Below are 24,312 nucleotides of genomic sequence, written 5' to 3'. Positions count from 1 at the left end.
CCGGGGACGGGGTATCAACATATCTGGCGTTGATTTTTGGCACGCTGTTGAGTTCTCAAGGAACGGACGCTTCCTTTGTACTCACCCGAGAGACTCTCTCAGGCTTTCCTCCGGGCGCTTCCCTTCGCTCTTGCGTTTCCGACTCTATCAGATCTTTTCTCGACCCGATTTCCTCGGTGCTTTCCAGGTTCCCGCTTTTGTTTCGCGGTTTCCTTTCCGGCGGTTCCGACTTTATCAGAAGTTCTGAGTCGGTTTTCCCGGCCCCTCCCGGGAGTGGATCCGGAGCGCGAGGCGTACCGGGTTCCCGTTCAGGCGGAGCCGTAAACGTACTGGAGCGGGGCTCCTCGATGCAAATCGAGGAGCCCCGCTCCGGGTTCACGCGTACGGGGAGCCGTACGTCGCTCAGACCTCGACCACGACCGGGAGGATCATCGGCCTGCGGCGATAGGTGTCCGAGACCCACTTGCCCAGCGTGCGGCGGATGAGCTGCTGGAGCTGGTGGGGCTCGACCACACCGTCCTGGGCGGAGCGCTCCAGGACCTCGGCGATCTTCGGGGTGACGGCCGAGAAGGCGGAGTCGTCGATCCCCGAACCGCGGGCCTGGATGTGCGGGCCTCCGGTGATCTTGCCGGTGGAGGAGTCCACGACGACGAACACCGAGATGATGCCCTCGTCGCCCAGGATCTTCCGGTCCTTGAGGGCCGGCTCGCCCACGTCTCCGACCGAGAGGCCGTCGACATAGACGTATCCCGCCTGGACCTTGCCGGCGATCTTCGCCTTGCCCTCGACGAGGTCGACGACCACGCCGTCCTCGGCGATCACGATGCGGTCGTGCGGGACGCCCGTCATGGCGCCCAGCTCGGCGTTGGCGCGCAGATGACGCCATTCGCCGTGGACCGGCATCAGGTTCTTCGGGCGGCAGATGTTGTAGAAGTACAGGAGCTCGCCCGCGGACGCGTGGCCCGAGACGTGCACCTTGGCGTTGCCCTTGTGGACGACGTGCGCGCCCCAGCGGGTCAGGCCGTTGATCACGCGGTAGACCGCGTTCTCGTTGCCGGGGATGAGCGAGGACGCCAGGATCACCGTGTCGCCGGGGACGATGCGGATCTGGTGGTCGCGGTTGGCCATGCGGGACAGGGCCGCCATCGGCTCGCCCTGGGAGCCCGTGCAGACCAGGACCACCTCGTGGTCGGGCAGGTCGTCGAGCGTCTTGACGTCCACCACCAGGCCCGGCGGGACCTTCAGGTAACCCAGGTCGCGGGCGATACCCATGTTGCGGACCATGGAGCGGCCCACGAAGGCGACCCTGCGGCCGTACTCGTGCGCGGTGTCCAGGATCTGCTGGATGCGGTGGATGTGGCTGGCGAAGCTGGCCACGATGATCCGCTTGCGGGCGTTCGCGAAGACCGTGCGCAGGACGTTGGAGATGTCCCGCTCGGGTGCCACGAAACCGGGGACCTCGGCGTTCGTGGAGTCGGAGAGAAGGAGGTCGATGCCTTCCTCGCTCAGACGTGCGAACGCGTGCAGATCCGTGAGACGGCCGTCCAGCGGGAGCTGGTCCATCTTGAAGTCGCCCGTGTGGACCACCATGCCCGCCGGCGTGCGGATGGCGACGGCGAGGGCGTCCGGGATCGAGTGGTTGACGGCGATGAACTCGCAGTCGAAGGGGCCGATGCGCTCACGGTGCCCCTCCGCCACCTCGAGGGTGTACGGACGGATCCTGTGCTCCTGGAGCTTGGCCTCGATGAAGGCGAGGGTCAGCTTGGAGCCGATCAGCGGGATGTCCGGCTTCTCGCGCAGGAGGTAGGGAACGGCGCCGATGTGGTCCTCGTGACCATGGGTGAGGACGATGCCCTCGATGTCGTCGAGGCGGTCCCGGATGGACGTGAAGTCCGGCAGGATCAGGTCGATGCCGGGCTGCTCCTCCTCGGGGAAGAGCACGCCGCAGTCGACGATCAGCAGACGGCCGCCGAATTCGAAGACCGTCATGTTCCGGCCGATTTCGCCGAGGCCGCCGAGCGGGGTGACCCTGAGGCCGCCCGCCGGGAGCGGCGGGGGCGGGGCAAGTTCGGGATGCGGATGACTCAAAAGACTCTCCTCAACCACACACGCCACGTACCGGTGGGCACGTGGCGCGCATGACGTTCGTGCAGTAGCAGTTGTCGTTGTGGATTGCAGGCACCGGTGGCCTGCTATTCAGTTGTGAAGTCTGTTGTCAGAGCTGTACCCCGCCCGCCGCAAGATCGATCTTGAGCTGTTCGATCTCTTCGGGCGAGCACTCGACCATGGGTGAGCGCAGCGGGCCGGCGGGCAGGCCCAGCAGGGTGAGAGCCGCCTTGGTGGTCATCACGCCCTGGGTACGGAACATGCCCGTGTAGACGGGGAGCAGCTTCTGGTGGATCTCGGTCGCCTTCTGGACGTCCCCGGCGCTGAAGGCCTCGACGAGGGCGCGCAGGTCCGGGGTGACCACGTGGCCGACGACGGAGACGAAGCCGACCGCGCCCACGGAGAGCAGCGGCAGGTTCAGCATGTCGTCACCGGAGTACCAGGCCAGCCCGGAGCGCGCGATGGCCCAGCTCGCGCGGCCCAGGTCGCCCTTGGCGTCCTTGTTGGCGACGATCCGGGGGTGCGCGGCGAGGCGGACCAGCGTCTCGGTGCTGATCGGGACACCGCTGCGGCCGGGGATGTCGTAGAGCATGACCGGCAGCTCGGCGGCGTCGGCGACGGCTGTGAAGTGCCGGTACAGGCCCTCCTGAGGGGGCTTGTTGTAGTACGGGGTGACGACCAGGAGGCCGTGTGCGCCCGCCTTCTCGGCGGCGTGGGCGAGCTCGACACTGTGGTGGGTGTCGTTGGTGCCGACGCCCGCGACGACGTGGGCACGGTCTCCGACGGCCTCCAGGACGGCTCGTACCAGGTCCGATTTCTCCGCGTCACTGGTGGTGGGGGACTCGCCGGTGGTGCCGTTGACGATCAGGCCGTCGTTGCCTGCGTCCACCAGGTGGGTGGCGAGCCGCTGTGCGCCGTCGAGGTCGAGTGCGCCGTCCGCCGTGAAGGGCGTGACCATGGCGGTGAGGACCCGCCCGAAGGGGGTCTGCGGAGTGGAGGTCGGAGCCATGGGTGACACGCTACTCGTTGCTCACCGTGGGGTCTGCCCACGGGGGGTGCGGAAAGTCATGACAAAGATGGAACCCGGCACTGCCTGCTCGGGGGTTCAAGCAGTGCCGGGTCCGTTTGATCAGGCTAGATGAACTTCTCTAAATGCCGCAATACGGACACTTCGCACGGATGATCCGTACATACGTCTCCGTCGGCCCGTCGCCCGCGCCCGCCTTCGCGGCGTTCGTCAGGGCGCCACTCGGCCGTTGGCGTTGAAGGCCGCGTAGGTAAGGGGCATGAGCCTGGCCCACTCGGCCTCCATCTTCTCGCCCACCATCTCGATCTCCCGCTGCGGGAAGGACGGGACCTTCGCCAGCTCGTGCTGGGTGCGCAGGCCGAGGAAGTGCATCAGCGAGCGGGCGTTGCAGGTGGCGTACATCGAGGAGAACAGGCCGACCGGCAGGACCGCACGGGCGACCTCGCGGGCGACGCCCTGCGCAAGCATCTGCTGGTAGGTCCGGTACGCCTGACGGTACGACTCCTCCATCGCATGGCCCACCAGCTCGTGCTGCTCCCGGGTGCCCTCGGCGAACACGTACTTGCCCGGCCGCCCCTGTTGGACGAGCTTGCGTGTGGTGTCCGGCACGTAGAAAACGGGCTGCAGCTCCCTGTAGCGGCCCGACTCCTCGTTGTAGGACCAGCCCACGCGGTGCCGCATGAACTCTCTGAAGACGAAGATCGGGGCACTGATGAAGAAAGTCATCGAATTATGTTCGAACGGGCTGCCGTGCCGGTCGCGCATGAGGTAGTTGATCAGGCCCGTCGACCGCTCCGGGTCCTTGTTCAACTCGTCCAGGGACTGCTCCCCGACGGTCGACACACGGGCCGCAAACAGCACATCGGAGTCCGACGCGCTGTGCTTGACCAGCTCGACTGTGACATCACTGCGAAGATCGATCTTGAACTCGTCGTCGGGGGTGGGGGTCACGATTCGGAGGGTCCTTCCCATCACATCTGGAGTGGGCGCCCACTCTACGGGGCCGTCATCGGCGCGCCGGAAGCGCCTTGCCGCGATCGTTATGAGGTGTGAGGCACCTTTTGGGGGACTCGTTCGTCTGTACTGGCAACGAGTTGTTCGAGAGGAAAGACATCACCATGTTCCGCCGGCGCGAGCCCGTACCCTTCGCCTTCCTCGCCGAGGCCGACCGGTTCCGTAGCAATGTCGCTCCCCCGCCCTCCGAGCGGTCCTCCGCCGGTCAGATAGCCGGACGGTGGCTGTTGGGGCTCACCATCGTGGCCGCGCTGGTGGGCTCCCTGGTCATCGGGATGCCGGCGCTGAGCCTGGACCACTCGGCGCAGACACAGCAGTCGCAGGCGTCCCAGGAACGCTGACGCCATCCGGCCCCCCGATGGTGGTGAGCCGGGACACAGGCGGATAACCTCACCGGGCACAGCCCACGCATGGACGAGTGAGGACCAGCCGTGCCCCTGCCCTTCCTGACGGCCGACCGCGCATTCGAGGCGACGGACGACGTCGCGCTGCCCTTCGAGGACCGTGAGCGCTGGCGGCGACCGTACCGGCCCGGACCCTGGCGGGTCGGGGTGGCCGCGGTGACGCTGCTGCTGGCCTCGTACGTACTGTTCGCGGCCGTCATCATCGCGTTGACCGGGTCGATGTCCGAGGCCGGCGCGGTCTTCGGCTTTTCCCTGCTCGTGATCGCCGCTGCCCTGCGGTTGCTGCGCATGGGTGTCTGGGTCAGCGACCGCGGGCTGCGGCACGTGCGTTTCCTCCTCACCCGCACGCTGCCCTGGGAGCGGGTCGTGGCAGTGCGGACGGTGCAGCAGCCGGTGCGCTGGCTGGGGCTGCCGCGGACCGTCCAGGGGCAGGCCCTGATCATGGGACGGCGGGACCGCCCCGAGGAGGCGACACAGCTGCTGACCACGCACGGGGCGGACTTCCTGGCACGTGCCGAGGCGTTCGACCGGGCGGCGGACGCGATCGAGGCGTGGGCCGCGGAGAACCGGCGCGGCTGATCCCCCGGACGCCGATCCGGCATCCGGCCGTACGCCGAAGGGGCCGGCCCGCACCCGCGGCGGACCGGGCGGACCGGCCCCTTCGGCGTACGGCTCAGACGGTCTGCACCGGCTTGCCGTCGTGCAGGGCGATCGCGCGTTGCATCGCCTTGCGGGCCCGCGGGGTGTCCCGGGCGTCGTGGTAGGCGACGGCGAGGCGGAACCAGGTGCGCCAGTCGTCGGGGGTCGCCTCGGTCTCGGCCTTGCGCCGGTCGAACACCTCGTCGGCGGAGTCTCGGTCGACGCGGCCGCTCGCGGTGCGCTTCAGTTCGTCGACGGGCAGTCCGCCCTCGGCGTCGAGTTCGGCGGCGAGGGCGTTGGCCCGGCGGACGAACTGGGTGTTCTTCCACAGGAACCAGACGCCGATGACCGGCAGGATCAGCACCGCCACGCCGAAGGTGACGGTCAGGAGTGTGCCGGCCTGGATGAGCATGACGCCGCGGCTGCCGACCAGGGCGAAGTAGAAGACCAGGACGGCGGCCGTGATGGCGTAGGAGAGCTTGGCGCGCATGTCAGCCTCAGCCGAGGTCGAGGAAGTTTTCCAGGCCGAAGGTGAGGCCCGGAGTCGACACCACCCGGCGGGCGCCCAGCAGGATGCCCGGCATGAAGCTGCTGTGGTGCAGCGAGTCGTGGCGGACCGTGAGGGTCTCGCCCTCGCCGCCCAGCAGCACCTCCTGATGGGCCAGCAGCCCGCGCAGCCGGACAGCGTGCACCGGGATGCCGTCGACGTTCGCGCCGCGCGCCCCGTCCAGGCCCGTCTCCGTGGCGTCCGGCGCCGGGGCCGTGCCCGCCTCGCGACGGGCCTCGGCGATGAGCTGGGCGGTGCGCGTGGCGGTGCCGGAGGGCGCGTCCACCTTGTTGGGGTGGTGCAGTTCGACGACCTCGACGGACTCGAAGTACGGCGCGGCGATCTGCGCGAACTTCATGGTCAGAACGGCTCCGATGGAGAAGTTGGGCGCGATGAGCACGCCCGTCCCCGGAGACTCGGCCAGCCGGGCCGTCAGGTGCGCGAGGCGCTCCTCGGTCCAGCCGGTCGTGCCGACCACGGCGTGGATGCCGTGTCCCACGCAGTAGTCGAGGTTGTCCATGACCGAGGCGGGCGTGGTCAGTTCGACCACGACCTGGGCGCCGTTCTCGGTCAGTGTCTCGAGCTTGTCGCCGCGGCCGAGGGCGGCCACCAGCTCCATGTCCTCGGCGGCTTCGACCGCCCGTACCGCCTCGGAACCGATCCGGCCCTTGGCGCCGAGGACCGCCACGCGCAGCTTGCTCATCTGTTGTGCTTCCTTACCGAAGTTGCCGAAGGCCTGTCGAAGAGGGTCAGGCGACCGCGTCGTGCAGCCGGGCGGCCTGTTTGTCCTTGAGCGGGCCGATGACCGACAGCGACGGGCGCCGTCCCAGGATGTCGCGGGCCACCGAGCGGACCTCGTCCGGGGTCACGGCCGCTATCCGGGTCAGCATGTCGTCGACCGACATCTGCTCGCCCCAGCACAGCTCGCTCTTGCCGATGCGGTTCATCAGCGCGCCGGTGTCCTCCAGGCCGAGGACCGTGGAGCCCCTCAGCTGGCCGATGGCGCGGACGATCTCCTCGTCGGAAAGACCGTGCTCGGCGACCTGGTCGAGTTCGTCCCGGCAGATCTTCAGCACGTCGTGCACCTGGCTCGGGCGGCAGCCCGCGTACACGCCGAAGAGGCCGCAGTCGGCGAAGCCCGAGGTGTACGAGTACACGCTGTAGGCCAGGCCGCGCTTCTCGCGGACCTCCTGGAAGAGGCGGGAGGACATGCCGCCGCCTAGGGCCGTATTCAGCACCCCGAGCGCCCAGCGCCGGTCGTCCGTGCGGGCCAGACCCGGCATGCCGAGGACGACATGCGCCTGTTCCGTCTTGCGTCCGATCAGCTCGACGCGGCCGGCCGAGCGGATCGCGCGCCGGCCGTCGCGCGGGGCGATGGGCGTGGCGTCCGGGTTCTTGAAGGCGCCCGCCTTCTCGAAGGCCGCGCGGACCTGGCGTACGACCTTGTTGTGGTCGATGTTGCCGGCGGCCGCGACCACGAGGTGGGTCGGGTCGTAGTGCTTCTTGTAGAAGCGGCGGATGCGGTCGGCGGTGAGGGCGTTGACCGTGTCGACGGTGCCGAGCACCGGGCGGCCGAGGGCGTTATCGCCGAACATCGTCTGCGCGAACAGGTCGTGCACGCAGTCGCCGGGATCGTCCTCGGTCATCGCGATCTCCTCGAGGATCGCGCCGCGCTCGACGTTGACGTCCTCCTCGCGGATGAGGGAGCCCGTGAGCATGTCGCAGACGACGTCGATGGCGAGCGGCAGGTCGGCGTCGAGCACGCGCGCGTAGTAGCACGTGTACTCCTTCGCCGTGAACGCGTTCATCTCGCCGCCGACGGCGTCTATCGCGGAGGAGATGTCCAGCGCGGACCTGCGGTTCGTCCCCTTGAAGAGGAGGTGCTCCAGGTAGTGCGTGGCGCCGTTCAGGGAGGGCGTCTCGTCGCGGGAGCCGACGTGCGCCCAGATGCCGAAGGTGGCGGAGCGGACCGAGGGGAGGGTCTCGGTGACGATGCGCAGGCCGCCCGGGAGGGTGGTCTTGCGGACGACACCGATGCCGGCCGTGCCCTTGATCAGGGTTTGGGTACGGGCGACGGCCCGCGCCTCCGAAGAGGTGCGGGCCGTCGCCTGCGAGCTACTCGACGTCACTTGTCGGTGTCGTCCTTCGTGTCCTCATCAGCTTCCTCGCCCTCGATCACGGGGATCAGGGAGAGCTTGCCGCGGGAGTCGATCTCGGCGATCTCGACCTGGACCTTGGAGCCCACACCGAGCACGTCCTCGACGTTCTCCACGCGCTTGCCGCCGGCGAGCTTGCGGATCTGCGAGATGTGCAGCAGACCGTCCTTGCCCGGGAGCAGCGACACGAACGCACCGAAGGTGGTGGTCTTGACGACCGTACCCAGGTAGCGCTCGCCGACCTCCGGCATGGTCGGGTTGGCGATGCCGTTGATCGTGGCGCGGGCGGCCTCGGCCTGCGAGCCGACCTGGGCACCGATGTAGATGGTGCCGTCGTCCTCGATCGTGATCTCGGCGCCGGTGTCCTCCTGGATCTGGTTGATCATCTTGCCCTTCGGGCCGATGACCTCACCGATCTTGTCCACGGGGATCTTGACGGTGATGATCCGCGGGGCGTTCGGGGACATCTCGTCCGGCGTGTCGATCGCTTCCATCATCACGTCGAGGATGTGGAGGCGGGCGTCGCGGGCCTGCTTGAGGGCCGCGGCCAGGACGGAGGCCGGGATGCCGTCCAGCTTGGTGTCGAGCTGGAGGGCGGTGACGAACTCCTTGGTGCCGGCGACCTTGAAGTCCATGTCGCCGAAGGCGTCCTCCGCACCGAGGATGTCGGTGAGGGCGACGTAGTGCGTCTCGCCGTTGATCTCCTGGGAGATCAGGCCCATGGCGATACCGGCGACGGGGGCCTTGAGGGGCACACCGGCGTTCAGCAGCGACATGGTGGAGGCGCAGACCGAGCCCATGGACGTCGAGCCGTTGGAGCCGAGGGCCTCGGACACCTGACGGATCGCGTAGGGGAACTCCTCGCGCGTCGGCAGGACCGGCACGATGGCGCGCTCGGCGAGGGCGCCGTGGCCGATCTCGCGGCGCTTCGGGGAGCCGACGCGGCCGGTCTCGCCGACGGAGTACGGCGGGAAGTTGTAGTTGTGCATGTAGCGCTTGCGGGTCACCGGGGAGAGGGTGTCCAGCTGCTGCTCCATCCGGAGCATGTTCAGGGTGGTGACGCCCAGGATCTGGGTCTCGCCACGCTCGAACAGCGCCGAACCGTGCACGCGCGGGATGGCCTCGACCTCGGCGGCGAGCGTACGGATGTCCGTGACGCCGCGGCCGTCGATGCGCTTCTTCTCCTTGATCACGCGCTCGCGGACCAGCTGCTTGGTGAGCGAGCGGTACGCGGCGGAGATCTCCTTCTCGCGGCCCTCGAACTCCGGCAGGAGCTTCTCGGCGGCGAGCGCCTTGACGCGGTCCAGCTCGGCCTCGCGGTCCTGCTTGCCCGCGATGGTCAGCGCGGAGGCGAGCTCCGGGCGGACGGCGGCGGACAGCGCCTCCAGGATGTCGTCCTGGTAGTCGAGGAAGACCGGGAACTCGCCGGTCGGCTTCGCGGCCTTGGCGGCGAGGTCGGCCTGGGCCTTGCAGAGCACCTTGATGAAGGGCTTCGCGGCGTCCAGACCGGAGGCGACGACCTCCTCGGTCGGCGCCTCGGCGCCGCCCGCGACGAGCTGGATGGTCTTCTCGGTGGCCTCGGCCTCGACCATCATGATCGCGACGTCGCCGTCCTCCAGGACGCGACCGGCGACGACCATGTCGAAGACGGCGTCCTCGAGCTCGGTGTGCGTCGGGAACGCGACCCACTGGCCGTTGATCAGCGCGACGCGGACGCCGCCGATCGGGCCGGAGAAGGGCAGACCGGCCAGCTGCGTGGACGCGGAGGCGGCGTTGATCGCCACGACGTCGTACAGGTGGTCGGGGTTGAGCGCCATGATCGTGGCGACGACCTGGATCTCGTTGCGCAGGCCCTTCCTGAAGGACGGGCGCAGCGGGCGGTCGATCAGGCGGCAGGTGAGGATCGCGTCCTCGGACGGCCGGCCCTCACGGCGGAAGAAGCTGCCGGGGATCTTGCCGGCGGCGTACATCCGCTCCTCGACGTCCACCGTGAGGGGGAAGAAGTCGAGCTGGTCCTTGGGGTTCTTGGAGGCGGTGGTGGCCGACAGCACCATGGTGTCGTCGTCCAGGTACGCCACGGCGGAGCCGGCGGCCTGCTTGGCCAGGCGGCCCGTCTCGAAGCGGATGGTGCGGGTGCCGAAGGTGCCGTTGTCGATGACGGCCTCGGCGTAGTGGGTCTCGTTCTCCACTAGCATTTTCTCCGTTACTTGTCGTCTTTCGTCCCTCGCTGCCCGTGTGGCAGGGGGACGGTGGCGGAGAAACGCTCGGTGCGGGCCGGTCTTCGATCGAAGCACCCGGGGTTCTCTTGCCCGGGGGCCACTACCGAGGACCGGCGGCGGCTAGGCGCGCTTCTCCTCGTTCGGTGGGCGTGGTGACGTTTACCCGCAGCGAGTACACGTCATCACGCTGTGTCGTACGTATGGCGTTGTGCTACCACACTACAAAGCGTTGGTGACACTCCGCACGTTTCCGCACGGCGACAGGGCGTACGACGGCCCCGTCGTCGGGGGGTATGGGTATCCGTGTGCGCCGGTGCGTACCGCTGTGTACCGGTACGTACGGCAAAGGGGAGCGGTCCCGATGGTCCGGGAACCGCTCCCCCTCACGGCGTGCTACTTGGCGCCCGCCGCACCGCGACGGATGCCGAGGCGGTCGACCAGCGCACGGAAGCGCTGGATGTCCTTCTTGGCCAGGTACTGGAGAAGGCGGCGACGCTGACCGACCAGGATCAGCAGACCACGACGGGAGTGGTGGTCGTGCTTGTGCGTCTTGAGGTGCTCGGTCAGGTCCGAGATCCGGCGGGACAGCATGGCGACCTGGACCTCGGGGGAGCCGGTGTCGCCCTCCTTCTGGCCGAACTCCGTGATGAGCTGCTTCTTCGTAGCGGCATCGAGCGGCACGCGTACTCCTCGTAGTCTTTGAGTGGCCACCGAGTGCCCCCGGTCTTGGTCTCGGGGGAGCTTCCGTTACTCGGGTGGCGGGGATCCGCTGGGCGCGGCCTCCGGAACCTTCAGGGACTCCCTGAGGGTGTTTCCGGGGGTGCGTACACAAACGGCCGAAAGCCAGGGTAGCAGGCCGGGACAGCGGGCCCGTCCGGGATATCGCGGCGGGCGCTCGGCCCGTACCGCGCCGTGCGGGGGCAGTGTACGGGCGACGACGGCGGGCCGGAACGTAAAAGAAGAACCTCTGAGCTGGGGGAACGTCGGCAAGTAGGCTGGCGCCACAGCTCGTTGGAACAGCGGGAACTCAGGGGAAAGGGTCGGAGCCGACATGGCGGATGCCGAGGACGAGGACGTCAAAGCGCGCAAGGAACGGGAGCGGGACGAGCTGTACGCGCTCGACATCTCCGGCGTCGAGTGGCAGTGCGCCCCGGGCACGGAGGAGCACGAGGAGCGCGTCGAGATCGCCTACCTGCCCGCGGGGGCCGTGGCGATGCGGTCGTCGCTCGACCCGGAGACGGTGCTGCGCTACACGGAGGCGGAGTGGCGGGCCTTCGTGCTGGGTGCCCGCGACGGCGAGTTCGATCTGGAGCCGGCGCCGCACAACGGGGGATCTGCCGCGCGGTAGCCGGGGCGGCGGCCGGTACGACGCGACTCCTACCGGCCGGCGGTCGCTACGACTGCGACCGGCAGGCTCCGACCGGGCCGACGTCCGCTACGACTGCGACCGGCAGGCTCCGACCGGGCCGACGGCCGCTACGACTCCGACCGGCCGACTCGGACCGGGCCGGCGGCCGGCAGGTGTCGGCCGTCGCTCGTCCGCACCGCGTACGGCACTGAACCCGGGCCGGAGCCGGTGACGGTGTGGCCGGGCGGGGGTGAGTCGCGGCTCGCGGCTCGCGCCCGGCGTTGCCTCGCGGCCGCCCGCGGGTCAGCCCGTCATCGACCGGGCTGCCGCGTACACGTCGAAGACGGCCAGCGCCAACGGGACGAGGGTCAGCAGCACGAAGCCCTCGGCGAGCTCCATGAAGCGGCCCCAGAACGGCGTGAGACCGCCGCGCGAGCCGATCAGGCCGATCGCGGTGACGATCGCGGACGCCGCCGCGATCGCCGCGACGAGCCAGACGGTACGGATGTCCAGGTCGGTGCGGTCGCCCGTCAGCGCGTCGCGGATCACCGAGTGCGGCGGGTTCAGCGCCAGGCCCAGCCCGAGCAGGACGAGGGAACCCAGACCCGCCGCCAGTACCGGGGCGACCTGGGCGGTGTACCGGAACAGATGGGCGCGCATCAGCAGAGCGATGCCCGCGGCCAGGGCGAGGAGCCGGGCCCAGACGTCGTCGGAGAACCCGAGGACCGCGCAGGCGCCGACCGTGATCACCGCGCAGCCGCCCACCAGCCCGACCAGGAGTTCGTGTCCGCGGCGGGCCTGGGCGGCGATCCGCTCGGCGTCGACCGGCTCCCGCGGGATGGGATCGGCGCCGTACGCGCTGCGCGGAGCGGTGGCCGGGGTGTCGAAGCCGATCGGCAGCCGGGCGAAGCGCATGGACAGGCCGGGCAGGAAGGCCAGCGCGCCCACGCCGACGGGGGCGCACAGGGCGGCGGTCTCGGCCGGGGTCCAGTGCGCGAGGATCGCCGCGAACACCGCTGCCAGGCCGACCCCGGAGGCGACCACGAAGGCGACGAACGGGCCGTCCCCGCGAGGGGAGCACAGAGTGAGCAGCACCGCGGCGAGCAGCACCGCGGCACAGGACAGCAGGAACGCCAGCCTGCCGATGCCCTGGCCGTCGGCGAGCGGGAGGAGCCCGGAGCCGGCCACCCCCACGTTGGGCAGCGCGCCGAGCCCGAGGGCGACGGCGGAGCCCCGGTCGTCGTAGACGCGGGCCCGGACACAGGCGAGGGCGACCAGCAGGACTCCGACGACCGCGGCGAGGATGCCGGGCGGGCTGTGCATGTCGTGACGCGGGTCGCCGCTCCAGGCGACGAAGGCGAGCAGGGCCGGCAGGACCCCTCCGCCGACGAGGCCCGCGGCGCGGGTCAGCTCGCTGCTCCACAGGGTGTGCTCACGCGTCACGGCCGAGGCGACCGCCTCCGACACGTCGTCGAAGACGGCGGGCGGCAGCGACTCGGAGAAGGGGCGCAGGGTGAGGAGCTCGCCGTCGAGGATGTGCTGGGCGGCGAACGAACGGGAACTGTCGAGGACGGTGCCGTCCCGGCGGACGAGGTGATAGCCGACCGGAGCGCCCTCGGCGGGGCTCTGCCGGGAGAGCCTGAGGATCTCCGGGTGGATGTCGGCGACGGGGACGTCGTCGGGCAGCGCCACGTCGATCCGGCTGTCGGGGGCGACGATGGTGACCCGGCAGAAGCCGAGCCCCGTCCCCGCCGCGGGAGCGGCCCCGGTGCCGCGCCCTTCTCCGGTGGCTGCCGCGGAGGCCGCGATACTCACCTGCTGCTCCCCCTCAGTGATGGTTCCGCGTCGGCATGTGCGGTGTAGGCGTGTGCAGTGACGGCGTGGTGTGCGGTGTCGGCGTGTGCGGTGTCGGTGTGCGGTGTCGGTGGGCGGTGTGAAGGTTGCGCGCCGGTCGGTGCGCGGCACGGCCCGCGGGTGTGCTCACGCGAACATCCGGCACCCTACCGCCCCTTGGTCGAAGGGGCAGTCAGTAGGATCACGCGGCGGCCCGCGTCCGTCCGGAACGGGGCGGCGGACGAGGTCTTCCGGGGTCGCGCAAGGGGATTCGGGGCCTCGCAAGGGGATTGGTGAGCAGTGAGCCACATCGTCGTGAAGCGCCAGCCACGGGTGCTGCCGTCCGAGGTGCCCACCGGTGAGGTTGTTCTGCAGCCTCCGCCGGAGCTGCCGCGGGGCCATCAGGAGAGCGTGCTGATGCAACTGCTGCCGACGCTCGGCATGGGCGGCTCGGTGGTCTTCTTCTTCACGAGCGGGCAGCCGTTCATGCGCATCATGGGCATGGTCATGATCGCCTCGACGGTGGCCATGTCGATCGCGATGGTGGTGCGCTTCCGGCGCGGCTCGCAGGGGCAGTTGGCGGATCTGCGCCGCGACTACCTGAGTTACCTGGCGCAGACCCGGCGTACCGCGCTCGACACCGCGCGGGCGCAGCGTGACGCGCAGTACTACCTGCATCCCTCCCCCGAACAGCTGTGGGCACTCGTCGCCGAGGGCAGCCGGGTGTGGGAACGGCGGCCCGGGGACGAGGACTTCGCCCAGGTGCGCGTCGGCCTCGGCGCCCAGGCTCTCGCCACCGCGCTGATCGCTCCCGAGACCGGTCCGGTGGAGCAGCTGGAGCCGCTGACCGCGGGCGCGCTGCAGCGCTTCCTCGCCGTCCACGACAGCCTCGACGACCTGCCGATGGCCGTCTCGCTGCGCGCCTTCTACCACGTCACGCTCAGCGGTGAGCCCCGGTCGGTGCGCTCCTGCGCCCGTGCCCTGGCCGGTTCGCTGGCCGCGCTGCACTCGTCCGAGGATCTCGTTCTCGTCGTCGCGGCGGGCCGGGAGGAACTGCCGCACTGGGAGTGGGCGAAGTGGCTGCCGCACGTCCAGGCGTCGGGGGCCGTGGACGGAGCGGGCAGCCGCAGGCTGATCGGCGCCGACACCCGTGAGCTGGAGAACCTGCTCGGGGCTCGGCTGACGGGCCGCCCGCGGTTCCATCCGCACGCGGCACCGCTGCCCGACGAGCCGCACATCGTCGTCGTCCTCGACGGCGTCTCGCTGCCCCCGGACTCGGTCCTGGCCAATCCCGAGGGGCTCCAGGGCGTGACGGTCCTCGAGATCGTCCCCGGTGAGCCGACGGGGGCCGGCGGCGAGCTCGACATCGTCGTACAGCCCGGCGTGCTGCGGCTGGAATCGGGGCACGGCGCCGTCTACGAGGGGACGCCGGACGCGCTCTCCCCCGAGTCCGCCGAGGCGCTCGCCCGGCAGCTCGCCCCGCTGCGGATGGCGTCCGGCGGGGACGACGACGAGCCGCTGCTGGCCAACCTGGAGTTCACCGACCTGCTGAGCCTCGGGGACGCCGCGGCCGTGGACACCCGGCGGACCTGGCGGCCGCGTTCGCTGGCGGAGCGGCTGCGGGTGCCGATCGGGGTGGGCGAGGACGGCCGTCCGGTGATGCTGGACCTCAAGGAGGCGGCGCAGGAGGGCATGGGCCCGCACGGTCTGTGCGTGGGCGCGACGGGTTCCGGCAAGTCCGAGCTGCTGCGCACGCTGGTGCTGGGTCTGGCGGTCACCCACTCCTCCGAGACGCTGAACTTCGTCCTCGCCGACTTCAAGGGCGGCGCGACCTTCGCCGGTATGGCGCAGATGCCGCACGTGGCGGCCGTGATCACCAACCTGGCGGACGACCTGACGCTGGTGGACCGGATGGGCGACTCCATCCGGGGTGAGCTCAACCGCCGTCAGGAACTGCTGCGGGACGCGGGCAACTACGCCAACATCCACGACTACGAGAAGGCGCGGGCCGCGGGCGCCGCCCTCCAGCCGATCCCCTCCCTGGTGCTGGTGATCGACGAGTTCAGCGAACTGCTGACGGCGAAGCCGGACTTCATCGAGATGTTCGTGCAGATCGGCCGCATCGGCCGCTCGCTCGGCGTGCACCTGCTGCTGGCCTCGCAGCGCCTGGAGGAGGGCCGGCTGCGCGGCCTGGAGACCTATCTGTCGTACCGCGTCGGTCTGCGCACCTTCTCGGCGGCGGAGTCGCGGGCGGCGCTCGGGGTGCCCGACGCGTACTCGCTGCCGAACGTGCCGGGTTCCGGCTTCCTGAAGTTCGGCACCGACGAGATGGTGCGGTTCAAGGCGGCGTACGTGTCCGGGGTCTACCGCTCGGGCGCCCAGCGGACGGCGGCGGGGGGCGGCCCGCTGCCGGTGGACCGGCGGCCCGTGCTGTTCACCTCGGCGGAGGTGCCGGTGCGGTACGCGCAGGTGCCGCAGGCGCGCCCGTCCGGCGACGCGGAGGTCGACGACGCGTTGGCGGACACCGTGCTCGACGTGATCGTGCGCCGGCTGGAGGCACAGGGCCCGGCGGCGCACCAGGTGTGGCTGCCGCCGCTGGACAGTCCGCCGTCGCTGGACGCGCTGCTGCCGGGACTCACGGCGGTGCCCGGCCGCGGCCTGACCCAGCCGGGGTACGAGGGCGCGGGCCGGCTGGTCGTGCCGGTGGGTCTGGTGGACAAGCCGTTCGAGCAGCGTCGCGACTCCCTCTGGGTGGACTTCTCCGGCGCCGCGGGCCATATGCAGATCGTCGGCGGCCCGCAGTCCGGCAAGTCGACCCTGCTGCGCTCGCTGGTCTGCGCCTTCGCCCTGACCCACACGCCGCACGAGGTCCAGTTCTACGGCCTCGACTTCGGCGGCGGCGCGATGGCGTCGGTGGCCGGTCTGCCGCACGTGGGCGGGGTCGCCTCCCGGCTCGACCCGGAGCGGGTACGGCGCACGGTGGCCGAGGTGTACGGCGTGCTGACCCGCCGTGAGGAGTACTTCCGCTCGGCCGGCATCCCGTCGATCGCGGAGTTCCGGGCCAGGCGGGCCCGCGGGGACATCTCGGTCACGGACCAGCCCTGGGGGGATGTGTTCCTGATCGTCGACGGGTGGGGCAACTTCCGGTCCGAGTACGAGGCGATGGACCAGGTGATCCTCGACATCGCGGCGCGCGGGCTCGGCTACGGCGTCCACCTGGTGCTGACGGCCTCGCGCTCGATGGAGGTCAGGGCCGCCCTCAAGGACCAGCTGATGAACCGGCTGGAGCTGCGGCTCGGCGACACGATGGACTCCGAGATCGACCGCAAGGTCGCCGCGAACGTCCCGGCCGGCGTGCCGGGCCGGGGCCAGTCGCCGCAGAAGCTGCACTTCATGGGGGCGGTGCCGCGCATCGACGGCCTCGCCTCCGACACGGACCTCGCCGACGCCACCCAGGCGCTGACCGCGGAGGTCTCCCGGCAGTGGCAGGCGGCGCCCGCGCCGGAAGTCCGGCTGCTGCCAAGGGAGTTCCCGGCCGACTCGTTGCCGCCGGGCGACCGCTTCCCGCGCCGCGGGGTCGCCTTCGCCCTCGACGAGGACCGGCTCGAGCCGGTCTACGTCGACTTCGAGCAGGATCCGTTCCTCCTCGTCTTCGGCGAGAGCGAGTCCGGCAAGTCGAACCTGCTGCGGCTGCTGATCAGGCAACTGACCCAGCGCTACTCGGGCGACGAGTGCAAGCTGTTCGTGGTCGACAACCGGCGGTCCCTGCTGGACGTGACGCCGGAGTCCCACCTGGCCGAGTACATCCCGATGTCCAACGCCATGGACCACCACATGGCCGCGCTGGCCGACCTGATGAAGCGCCGGGCGCCGACGGCAGAGGTGACGGCGCGCCAGCTCCGGGACCGCAGTTGGTGGCGTGGACCGACGGTGTTCGTCGTCATCGACGACTACGACCTGGTGGCGACGTCGAGCGGCAACCCGCTGGCCGGACTGACGGAACTGCTGCCGTTCGCCCGGGACGTCGGGGTGCGGTTCATCATCGCGCGGTCGACGGCGGGCGCGGGGCGGGCGTCGTACGAGGCGTTCATGCAGCGGATCAAGGAGCTGGGCGCCCAGGGCGTCGTGCTGGCGGGCGACCCCGGAGAGGGAGACCTCCTCGGCGGGGTACGGCCTCGGCCGATGCCCGCGGGACGGGGGATCTTCGTCTCACGGCGCCGGGGGAAGCCGTTGGTGCAGGTGGGGATGGCACCGGAGGGGGTGTGACGGGCTGTCCCTCGGACGTACTCGCCGCCCGTCCGAGGGGCCGTTCGAGGGACTTGCCGGGTGCTGGAATCGGCGGCTCGGCTTCGCCGCCGTCAAGCCGGACGGCGGTGAATCGGGGCGCGGAGGGCGGTTTCAAGGACTCGGGGACGAACTCCACCGCCATGGCTCCCGATCTCAAGACGGACGTCTGATGCAGGACCACGGCCGCACCTGTCGCACGCCCGCACAAGGATCAATCCGCCCAGAGAGGTCCCTGACCTTGAAATACGCACCGCTCCCGCTCTCAACAACGCTTCGACGCCTTGCAATCCTGACGGCATCGCTCGCTGTCGGAACCGCCTTGTCCGGATGCTCAAGCGGCGAGGAAAGGGAGTATTCCCTCCCACAGTCCCTGTGCGGGGTGGCCGTGGACCCCGACCTTCTGGCACCGTTCCTGCCGCCCGGAGAAAAGGTTTCCACCCGGCAGACCACACCCAACGGCGGAACCCAACGCTGCAATGTGAGCGTCGACGGTGAACTGGCCCTTGCGGCAGGCCGACTGTGGTGGGAGAAGACAGGAAGCGTAATCGACGTCGCAGCCGTGCACGCTCAGGTCAACAAGGGAGACGTGATCACCGGCGACGAGTCTCTCTATTCGGGGACCGGCGCGGTCGAGAAGATCGAGGAATGCACGGATTCAGCCCACCCGGACCAGGCTCTCTTCACTGTTGTCCAGGTCTTCGCCTCCGGTCGGGAGAGCTCGTCCACGATGAAGCGTCTTATCACCGAATACACCGAGCAAGTACAGAAGGAGAGTGACTGTACCTGATCTCGATCTCGACCCAACTCGATCCTCAGGACGCCAGCGCAGGAGTGTACGTGCCTTCCTCCCGTCGCCTGTTGCTACACCGCCTCCGCGCTTGCCGGGGCACCGCCGAGGTGAGTGTCAGCGGAGAGACCCGGCCGCCAAATCCCGCCGCCACCACCTCCCCTTCCGCAGACCTCTTCTCCTCGGACGACTTAATCGCTTGGGCTTCCGGTTGGCCGACGCATCCGGCCGTGGACCCCCTCGCACCCGGGCAATTGAGCCAACTGACTTCCGGGACGCCGCTACCAGGCAGACGACGGTGAATTGGGGAAAGTAGGGTGAGATCCGTGAACTCACTTGAACGGGGTTCATGGATCTGTCCTGTTGGTGGATCGGTGGAACGTCCGGTAGGACGGACGGGCTTGCTCTGTCCGACGGGCTTCACGGGGAAGGGGCTCACGCATGGCGTGGGAAGAGTGGGAGCAGCTCAAGAGTGCGGCGGCAGATCAACATGCGGCCCAGATGCAACTGAACCACGTACCACTCGGCCCGGGTGGTGACACCGGCACTCTGGTGTCGAACAAGACTGCCTGGTCCAAGGCCGGCCAGGACGTCGGCTCGCTCCGTCAGGGCATCAGCAAGGCGATGGCCAAGCTGACGGACGGCCAGAAGGGCCTCGGTGAGGACGCCGGCTGCCTGACCGCCGCGGCCCAGAAGGACGTCCACGACTCGTGGGAAACCTACGTCAAGAACGTGAGCGGGCGCTGTGGGAAGCTCTCAGGTCTGCTGGAGAAGGCGGGCAACGACCAGCTCAAGACCGATGAGGCGATCGAGGTCGAGATCGGCAATCTGACGGTGGAGTACGCGGACACTCCGACCGTCGGCGGTCAGGAGAAAGGGCGGTAACGGGACGTCATGGACCTCGCAATGCTCAAGGCCTTCAAGCCGACCGAGTACTCGGAAGCCGCCGACGGATACCGCAGCACCTCCGACATGGCGAGCGCGGCCAAGGACCGCATCGAGCATCAGATCGCCGTGGCGATGCGGAACTCGCTGAAGGGCGAGGCTGCGACCGCGGCGATCATGCAGTTGGGGGAGCTGGGCAAGAACTTCCACTACATCCAAGTCGAGTGCGGTCTGGTCAGTACGGCGCTCGAAGCCTTCTCCTACGAGGTGGGAGCAGCCAAGGTCAAGCTCGACTCGGCCCTCGACGGTGCCCAGGCCGCCGCACTCACCGTGCACGCCGACGGTTCGGTGTCCTACCCGGCGGGCGGGGAGAAGGATACCGACGGGAAGATCCCCGACGGCGGCACGGTAAGCGGCCTGACGGACGGCACGGCCGCGGCAGTGGGCCGTCAGGCGGCGAACTTCGACCCCAACCCCCATCACCGCCTCGCGCAGGACTACGCCGACCAGATCGCCGCCGCGCTCAAGGAGGCCACGGAGGCCGACGAGAAGTGGGCGCCGAAACTACGGGCGTTGAAGGCCGACGACGACCTCACCGTCTCCGACCGCGACTGGGCCGACGCGTCTTCTGATTCGAGCGGTGTGCGCGACGCGGGCAAGAAGTACCTCGACTCGTTGCCACAGCCGCCGAAGGAGGGCAGCCCGGAGGAGAACGCCGAGTGGTGGAAGCGCCTGAGCCCGGAGGAACAGTCCGCGTGGGTCTCCATGCGGCCGGATGCCATGGGCGCGCTGAACGGACTGCCCGCCACGGTCCGGGACGAGGCGAATCGCATGGTGTTCGACGAGACACGCGCACAGCTCCGGATAGAACTGGACTCGATCCCCAAGCCACCCGCCAACGAATGGACGTGGATCACCGCAGGACCGTACCCGTCAAAGGTGCACACCGATGAGTGGATGGACTGGTACAAACAGTACGGGGATCGCTCCGAACAGCTGAAGCAGACCCTCACAGGCATGGGCTACATCCAGGATCGCTTCAACCGGACTGGTGAAGGCGGCCTGCCCGAGGCATATCTACTCGGCTTCGACCCCACCGGACTGGATGACGGAAAGGTCATCCTCGCCAACGGCAATCCCGACGAGGCGGATCATGTAGCCGTCTACGTGCCCGGTACCCACGCCGGCCTCGAAAAGATCGGGGAAGGTGACGATCATGGGGACCTCGGCCGCGGGGAGACGCTGTGGGCGGAGAGCTCCAAGCTAGCGCCTGGCCAGAACGTGTCCACTATCACCTGGCTCGACTACAACGCTCCGGACAGCATCGTTCCGCAAGCGAGTAGCGGGAAGTACGCGGAAGAGGGCGGTCCGCGTCTGTACGACTTTCTCCAGGGAAGCAGAGCAGCCCACGAGGAACTCTCCGGGAACAGCGCCCACACCACGGTCCTCGGGCACAGCTACGGAAGCACGGTCGTCGGTGTCTCGGCCCAGTCCGGGAGTTGGAGGGACTCAGAGGCTGTCGACGATTACATGTTCGCGGGGAGCCCGGGTGTTCAGGCAGATCGTGCGGCCGACCTTGGCGTCGGGGCGGACCACGTCTGGGCGATGGGCGGGCCGGGGGATGACCAGTTCGTACGCCAGGGCGGTCGTCTCATGGGACTCGGCGATAACTCGATCATTCCCACCGATGAGTCGTTCGGCGGGAACGTAATGAAGAGCGACTCGGGTGGTCACAGCGGCTTCTGGGATACAGATGGGCACAACGCGTCGCTCAGCCTGGAGAACCAGGCCCGAGTGATCGCAGGAAGGTACGGAGATGTCGTTCTGGACGACTGAGAGTCCCCAGCCCTGCCGGGGAGTCCGCCTCGGCTCAGGGGCACTGATCGCTGTGTCCGCTCTTATGTTGGCAACAGGCTGCTCATCTACTCAGGGGAGTGAGAATTCGTTGGACTACGAGCCGAAGTCCCGGTCCACCGAGACGGTCAAGACCGAGGTCTCGGAACTGTCCAGCCAGATCTTCGATGTCATGAGCGTCAAGAGCAAGGTCACGGAGCCGGGACCGACTGTTCAGCCTTGCGAGTCCGGTGACGATGACTCGGGGAAGTTGTACAGGGTCCGGCACTCCTGGTCGGCGTACCAAGCGGGAAACGACATCATGGAGAAGGCCATGGCCAATCTGCGCCAGGGGCTCCCCAAACAAGGCTGGAAGGTCGAGAAGGTCGGCAACGACGGCAGCAAGAACAAGAACATGCAAATCCTGACTGTCCACGAAAATACCCTGAGTCAGGCTGAAATCACCTGGCTCAAGGGATTGGACGGACACGAGCCGCTCATAGAGGTGAACCTCTACTCCAGGTGCTTCCGGTCGGCGAATGACTCGGAGCAGCGATGAGTTTCCGGCATGTCGCGGCGCGGCTCGACTCGAAGAGAAAGTGAAGAGCGCCCAAATCAATGAAGAGGCGAACGGGTTTCCTCATGCATAAGGACATACGAATACTGACTCTCAGCGCGGCTGTCCTGGGTTTCACAGAGGGAACTACCGAAAAATGGATGGGAGATCGTCCAGCACGGTCCGGACACCAGCAAGAACAAGAACGTCGTTCTGGCCGCCGAAAATAGCAAGAAGAAGGTCAGTAAAGGCCATCGCAATGGCCAGGGATGACCCGCCGATGCTGACCCTGGACCTGGTGTCCGGCTGCTACAAGGTCCCCAACGGCCAAGAGGTCGAACGCTTTTGACGCTCAACTCCAGGCCGGCAACGCGGGTAAGCAGCAGGGTCTCGGTCGGGCCGACCCGTCCGGCCCGACCAGGCCCACGCGGCAGATGCTCAACCTCGGGTGTTGGACGCCCGCTCGGACGGGGTGCCGGTGCCCACTTCCTGGATCCTCTCCGCCGACGGACTGTGGCACGAGACCGTTGGCGCCGCGGCTGAGGCGGTCGGTGAAGGTTCCGGGCGCCGCAACACAGCACAGGGTGGGCACCTCCCGTGCGTGCCCACCCCGGTGTTGTGACGTACGCGCTGCTACATGAAGTAGCTGGCGCCCTTCAGGTCGCCGCCGCGGTAGTCACCGCCGGCGCCGTGGACCTGGTGCGAGATCTGGAGCAGCGCCGCGTGGATGCCGCGCGCGTGCTTGTTCCACTCCTCGCTCTTGCTCTGGAACTGCTGGAACGCCTCGCCGCCCCAGCCCGAGGACACGTTGAGCACGGCCTGCCTCAGCGCTTCGAGGTCCTCCTCGAGCTTCCTGGCCTGGTCGCCGAGCTCGGTGGCGAGCGCGTCCATGGTGCCGTAGGTGACGGCGAGTTCCTCGTAATGGGCTCCGGACATGATTCCCCTCGTTTCTGTGAAGACTTCAGCCGGACTTCGCCGGATTGGTCAGTCAGTAGCTGTTGAGCGCCGAAGTCTTTCCGCCCAGATCCTCGACCGAGATCTTGTTCATGTCGGCGGTGATCTGGTCCTCGAGGTTCTGCTTGTCGGTCTTCGTCATGTGGATGCCGTCGAGGAAGTCGTCGAGCATCTTGCCGATCGCGACCATATGGCCGTTGATCTCCGTCTGCTTGGTGTTGAAGGCGTTGGCACCCTGGCCCGTCCACGCCCTCTCGATCATGTCGATCGTGCCCTGCAGCTTCGCGAGGGAGCCCCGGATGTTGTCGTAGCGATCGATAACTTCCTTCTGGAGCTTCTGTACATCGCCGTCGTTTAGCTTGCGGTCGACCATTTCGGCACTCCTTTTCGCTTTCGTGAGCTGTGGTTCGTCATGTGTGGGTCATGTGGCTCGCCGTGAGCGGAGAACGGCGAAAGCGCCGCCTCCGATCACCAGGACTGCCGCCGCCGCGCCGAGCGCAATCCACATCGTGGTGTTGTCGGAGGTGTCCGAGGTTGATGCCGCCGCCGAGGTCTGGCCCCCTGACGTGGCCTTCGAGGGCGGGGAGGAACTTGACGCCGATGCGGAGGGTGCGTTGCCCGCCTCGTCCGTGACGCCCGTCGCGTTCTCCCTGGCGAGCGGGTCGGTGCCGGCCGGGCCGGGGTTGAAGTTGCTTTGCTTCAGCACCATGCGGGGGCGGATCAGTCCGTAGCCGAGGTACGTACTCGGGTCGTCCTTCGCCCAGTCGCGTCCGGCGGTGTCGATCAGGCTGGCGAGGACCTGGTTGGCCGTCCAGTTGGGGTGGGCGGACCAGATCAGGGCTGCGGAGGCGGAGGCGATAGCGGTGGCCATGCTCGTACCCACGCCATCGCAGTAAGAGCGGAACGTCTTGTCACACCACGCAGGTATGTCGAGCCCAGGAGCCGCCAGGTCGACGTAGTTTCCGTACTCCGAGAACTTTCCGACTGTTCCGGATTTATCGGAAGCAGCGACGCCGATTACGTACGGATAGGCAGCCGGGTAGCCGATGAGGTTCTTGCTCTCGGCATCGTTGCCGACACTGGCGAACATCAATTTCCCCTTGGAATGGGCGTACTTGATCGCCGCCGCTTCCTCTGGGTCCTCGCCAGGACTTCCGAAGGACATGCTGAGAATCTTGACGTCAGTGTCGGCGGCCGCCCGAATAGCCTGTGCCGAGCTTGCAGTCTTAGTGATCTCAGCCTTGTCTTTCAGGCTGTCGGCCACGATACGGAACGGCACAATCTTGGCCCCAGGTGCGATTCCTTTCAGTCCGTCTCCGGTTCCCGTGCCAGCGATCAATTCCGCCATCGTCGTTCCGTGACCCGTGTAGTCCCTTGTGGCACCGTAGGCGACGGCTGATGGCACCTCACCGGAAAGCACCTGCCCCTTCAGCGAGGGGATTGCAGCGTTGACGCCCGAGTCAATGACAGCAACCTTGATTCCCTGGCCGGTGCTCACCTTCCACATCTCGTCGGCTTTCATCGCCGCCAGGTACCACTGCCGGGACTGAACATCGGCAGCCGACGCGCTTGAAGCCATCCCTGCCGAAAGGATCGCGAAGGCACCGAGCGCCGAGCAGGCGGCGGAAACCCGTTTCCCGTTTCGTCCCCCGAAAGACGCGCTCCGCCCGCCGCGTCGGCTGATCAGTGCAACCATGCCTCTGTCTGTCCTCGCTCT

Annotated in this window: 20 protein-coding genes; 8 read left to right on the top strand and 12 right to left on the bottom strand. The window is 68.4% G+C overall.

Going from position 1 to position 24,312, the window contains the following annotated elements; all coding sequences use genetic code 11:
• Positions 1-402: 402 nt before the first annotated feature.
• The 3 genes from QQM72_RS02820 to thyX form a co-directional block, all read right to left on the bottom strand.
• Complete coding sequence (locus QQM72_RS02820) at positions 403-2,088, bottom strand: ribonuclease J (protein WP_314219146.1); 1,686 nt, start codon at positions 2,086-2,088, stop codon at positions 403-405.
• Between the two features lie 127 nt (positions 2,089-2,215).
• Positions 2,216-3,115 (bottom strand): 4-hydroxy-tetrahydrodipicolinate synthase, encoded by a 900-nt coding sequence (gene dapA / locus QQM72_RS02815; RefSeq protein WP_314219145.1) that lies wholly within the window; start codon positions 3,113-3,115, stop codon positions 2,216-2,218.
• 228 nt (positions 3,116-3,343) lie between these two features.
• Positions 3,344-4,084 (bottom strand): FAD-dependent thymidylate synthase, encoded by a 741-nt coding sequence (thyX, locus tag QQM72_RS02810; RefSeq protein ID WP_314219144.1) that lies wholly within the window; start codon positions 4,082-4,084, stop codon positions 3,344-3,346.
• A gap of 167 nt (positions 4,085-4,251) precedes the next feature.
• On the opposite strand from thyX, the gene QQM72_RS02805 reads away from it, so the two are divergent.
• Entirely contained in the window at positions 4,252-4,488 is a 237-nt protein-coding gene (locus tag QQM72_RS02805; protein WP_314219143.1) for a hypothetical protein, read from the top strand.
• Between the two features lie 90 nt (positions 4,489-4,578).
• Positions 4,579-5,130 carry a YdbT family protein gene (locus tag QQM72_RS02800; RefSeq protein WP_314219142.1) on the top strand — a complete coding sequence of 184 codons (552 nt, stop codon included), beginning with the start codon at positions 4,579-4,581 and terminating at the stop codon, positions 5,128-5,130.
• Positions 5,131-5,224: 94 nt separating this feature from the next.
• On the opposite strand, the gene QQM72_RS02795 is transcribed toward QQM72_RS02800, so the two are convergent.
• From QQM72_RS02795 to rpsO, 5 genes are all read right to left on the bottom strand, one after another.
• Positions 5,225-5,680, bottom strand: a complete 456-nt coding sequence (locus QQM72_RS02795; RefSeq protein WP_314219141.1) for a tetratricopeptide repeat protein — start codon at positions 5,678-5,680, stop codon at positions 5,225-5,227.
• Positions 5,681-5,687: 7 nt separating this feature from the next.
• Positions 5,688-6,440 carry a 4-hydroxy-tetrahydrodipicolinate reductase gene (gene dapB, locus QQM72_RS02790; protein WP_314219140.1) on the bottom strand — a complete coding sequence of 251 codons (753 nt, stop codon included), beginning with the start codon at positions 6,438-6,440 and terminating at the stop codon, positions 5,688-5,690.
• 46 nt (positions 6,441-6,486) lie between these two features.
• Positions 6,487-7,866 carry a M16 family metallopeptidase gene (locus tag QQM72_RS02785; protein ID WP_314219139.1) on the bottom strand — a complete coding sequence of 460 codons (1,380 nt, stop codon included), beginning with the start codon at positions 7,864-7,866 and terminating at the stop codon, positions 6,487-6,489.
• On the bottom strand, positions 7,863-10,082 hold the full coding sequence (locus QQM72_RS02780) for a polyribonucleotide nucleotidyltransferase (protein ID WP_057601401.1): 2,220 nt from the start codon (positions 10,080-10,082) through the stop codon (positions 7,863-7,865). The genes QQM72_RS02785 and QQM72_RS02780 overlap by 4 nt, the downstream gene beginning before the upstream one ends.
• Positions 10,083-10,505: 423 nt before the next feature.
• A complete protein-coding gene (gene rpsO / locus QQM72_RS02775) occupies positions 10,506-10,793 on the bottom strand; it encodes a 30S ribosomal protein S15 (RefSeq protein WP_020128575.1) in 288 nt (95 codons plus the stop codon).
• Positions 10,794-11,163: 370 nt separating this feature from the next.
• Between rpsO and QQM72_RS02770 the strand changes: the two genes are divergently transcribed.
• The gene (locus QQM72_RS02770) at positions 11,164-11,460 is read left to right on the top strand and encodes a DUF397 domain-containing protein (RefSeq protein WP_314219138.1); all 297 of its coding nucleotides are present in this window, start codon (positions 11,164-11,166) and stop codon (positions 11,458-11,460) included.
• A gap of 303 nt (positions 11,461-11,763) precedes the next feature.
• Here the strand turns inward: QQM72_RS02770 and eccD are convergent, their stop codons facing one another.
• On the bottom strand, positions 11,764-13,275 hold the full coding sequence (gene eccD, locus QQM72_RS02765) for a type VII secretion integral membrane protein EccD (protein WP_314219137.1): 1,512 nt from the start codon (positions 13,273-13,275) through the stop codon (positions 11,764-11,766).
• Positions 13,276-13,593: 318 nt separating this feature from the next.
• On the opposite strand from eccD, the gene eccCa reads away from it, so the two are divergent.
• The 5 genes from eccCa to QQM72_RS02740 all read left to right on the top strand — a co-directional run bounded on the left by eccCa (position 13,594) and on the right by QQM72_RS02740 (position 21,644).
• Positions 13,594-17,559, top strand: coding sequence for a type VII secretion protein EccCa (eccCa, locus tag QQM72_RS02760; RefSeq protein WP_314219136.1), 3,966 nt, complete (start codon positions 13,594-13,596; stop codon positions 17,557-17,559).
• A gap of 259 nt (positions 17,560-17,818) precedes the next feature.
• Positions 17,819-18,367, top strand: a complete 549-nt coding sequence (locus QQM72_RS02755; protein ID WP_314219135.1) for a hypothetical protein — start codon at positions 17,819-17,821, stop codon at positions 18,365-18,367.
• 441 nt (positions 18,368-18,808) lie between these two features.
• Positions 18,809-19,252 carry a hypothetical protein gene (locus QQM72_RS02750; protein WP_314219134.1) on the top strand — a complete coding sequence of 148 codons (444 nt, stop codon included), beginning with the start codon at positions 18,809-18,811 and terminating at the stop codon, positions 19,250-19,252.
• A gap of 9 nt (positions 19,253-19,261) precedes the next feature.
• Complete coding sequence (locus QQM72_RS02745; RefSeq protein ID WP_314219133.1) at positions 19,262-21,088, top strand: alpha/beta hydrolase; 1,827 nt, start codon at positions 19,262-19,264, stop codon at positions 21,086-21,088.
• A gap of 109 nt (positions 21,089-21,197) precedes the next feature.
• The gene (locus tag QQM72_RS02740; protein WP_314219132.1) at positions 21,198-21,644 is read left to right on the top strand and encodes a hypothetical protein; all 447 of its coding nucleotides are present in this window, start codon (positions 21,198-21,200) and stop codon (positions 21,642-21,644) included.
• A 630-nt stretch (positions 21,645-22,274) separates the two neighbouring features.
• Here the strand turns inward: QQM72_RS02740 and QQM72_RS02735 are convergent.
• From QQM72_RS02735 to QQM72_RS02725, 3 genes are read right to left on the bottom strand one after another with little or no spacing between them, the layout of a single operon-like run.
• A complete protein-coding gene (locus QQM72_RS02735; protein ID WP_020128583.1) occupies positions 22,275-22,577 on the bottom strand; it encodes a WXG100 family type VII secretion target in 303 nt (100 codons plus the stop codon).
• Positions 22,578-22,629: 52 nt separating this feature from the next.
• Positions 22,630-22,968, bottom strand: a complete 339-nt coding sequence (locus QQM72_RS02730; protein ID WP_020128584.1) for a WXG100 family type VII secretion target — start codon at positions 22,966-22,968, stop codon at positions 22,630-22,632.
• Positions 22,969-23,016: 48 nt separating this feature from the next.
• Positions 23,017-24,291 (bottom strand): S8 family serine peptidase, encoded by a 1,275-nt coding sequence (locus QQM72_RS02725; protein ID WP_399075696.1) that lies wholly within the window; start codon positions 24,289-24,291, stop codon positions 23,017-23,019.
• Positions 24,292-24,312: the final 21 nt, after the last annotated feature.

The sequence above is a fragment of the Streptomyces zaehneri genome, assembly GCF_032248645.1.
In the GTDB taxonomy this organism is placed as follows: domain Bacteria; phylum Actinomycetota; class Actinomycetes; order Streptomycetales; family Streptomycetaceae; genus Streptomyces; species Streptomyces coriariae.
Note: the sequence above shows the minus strand (reverse complement) of the source record. Positions and strands in the feature narration are given on the sequence as shown.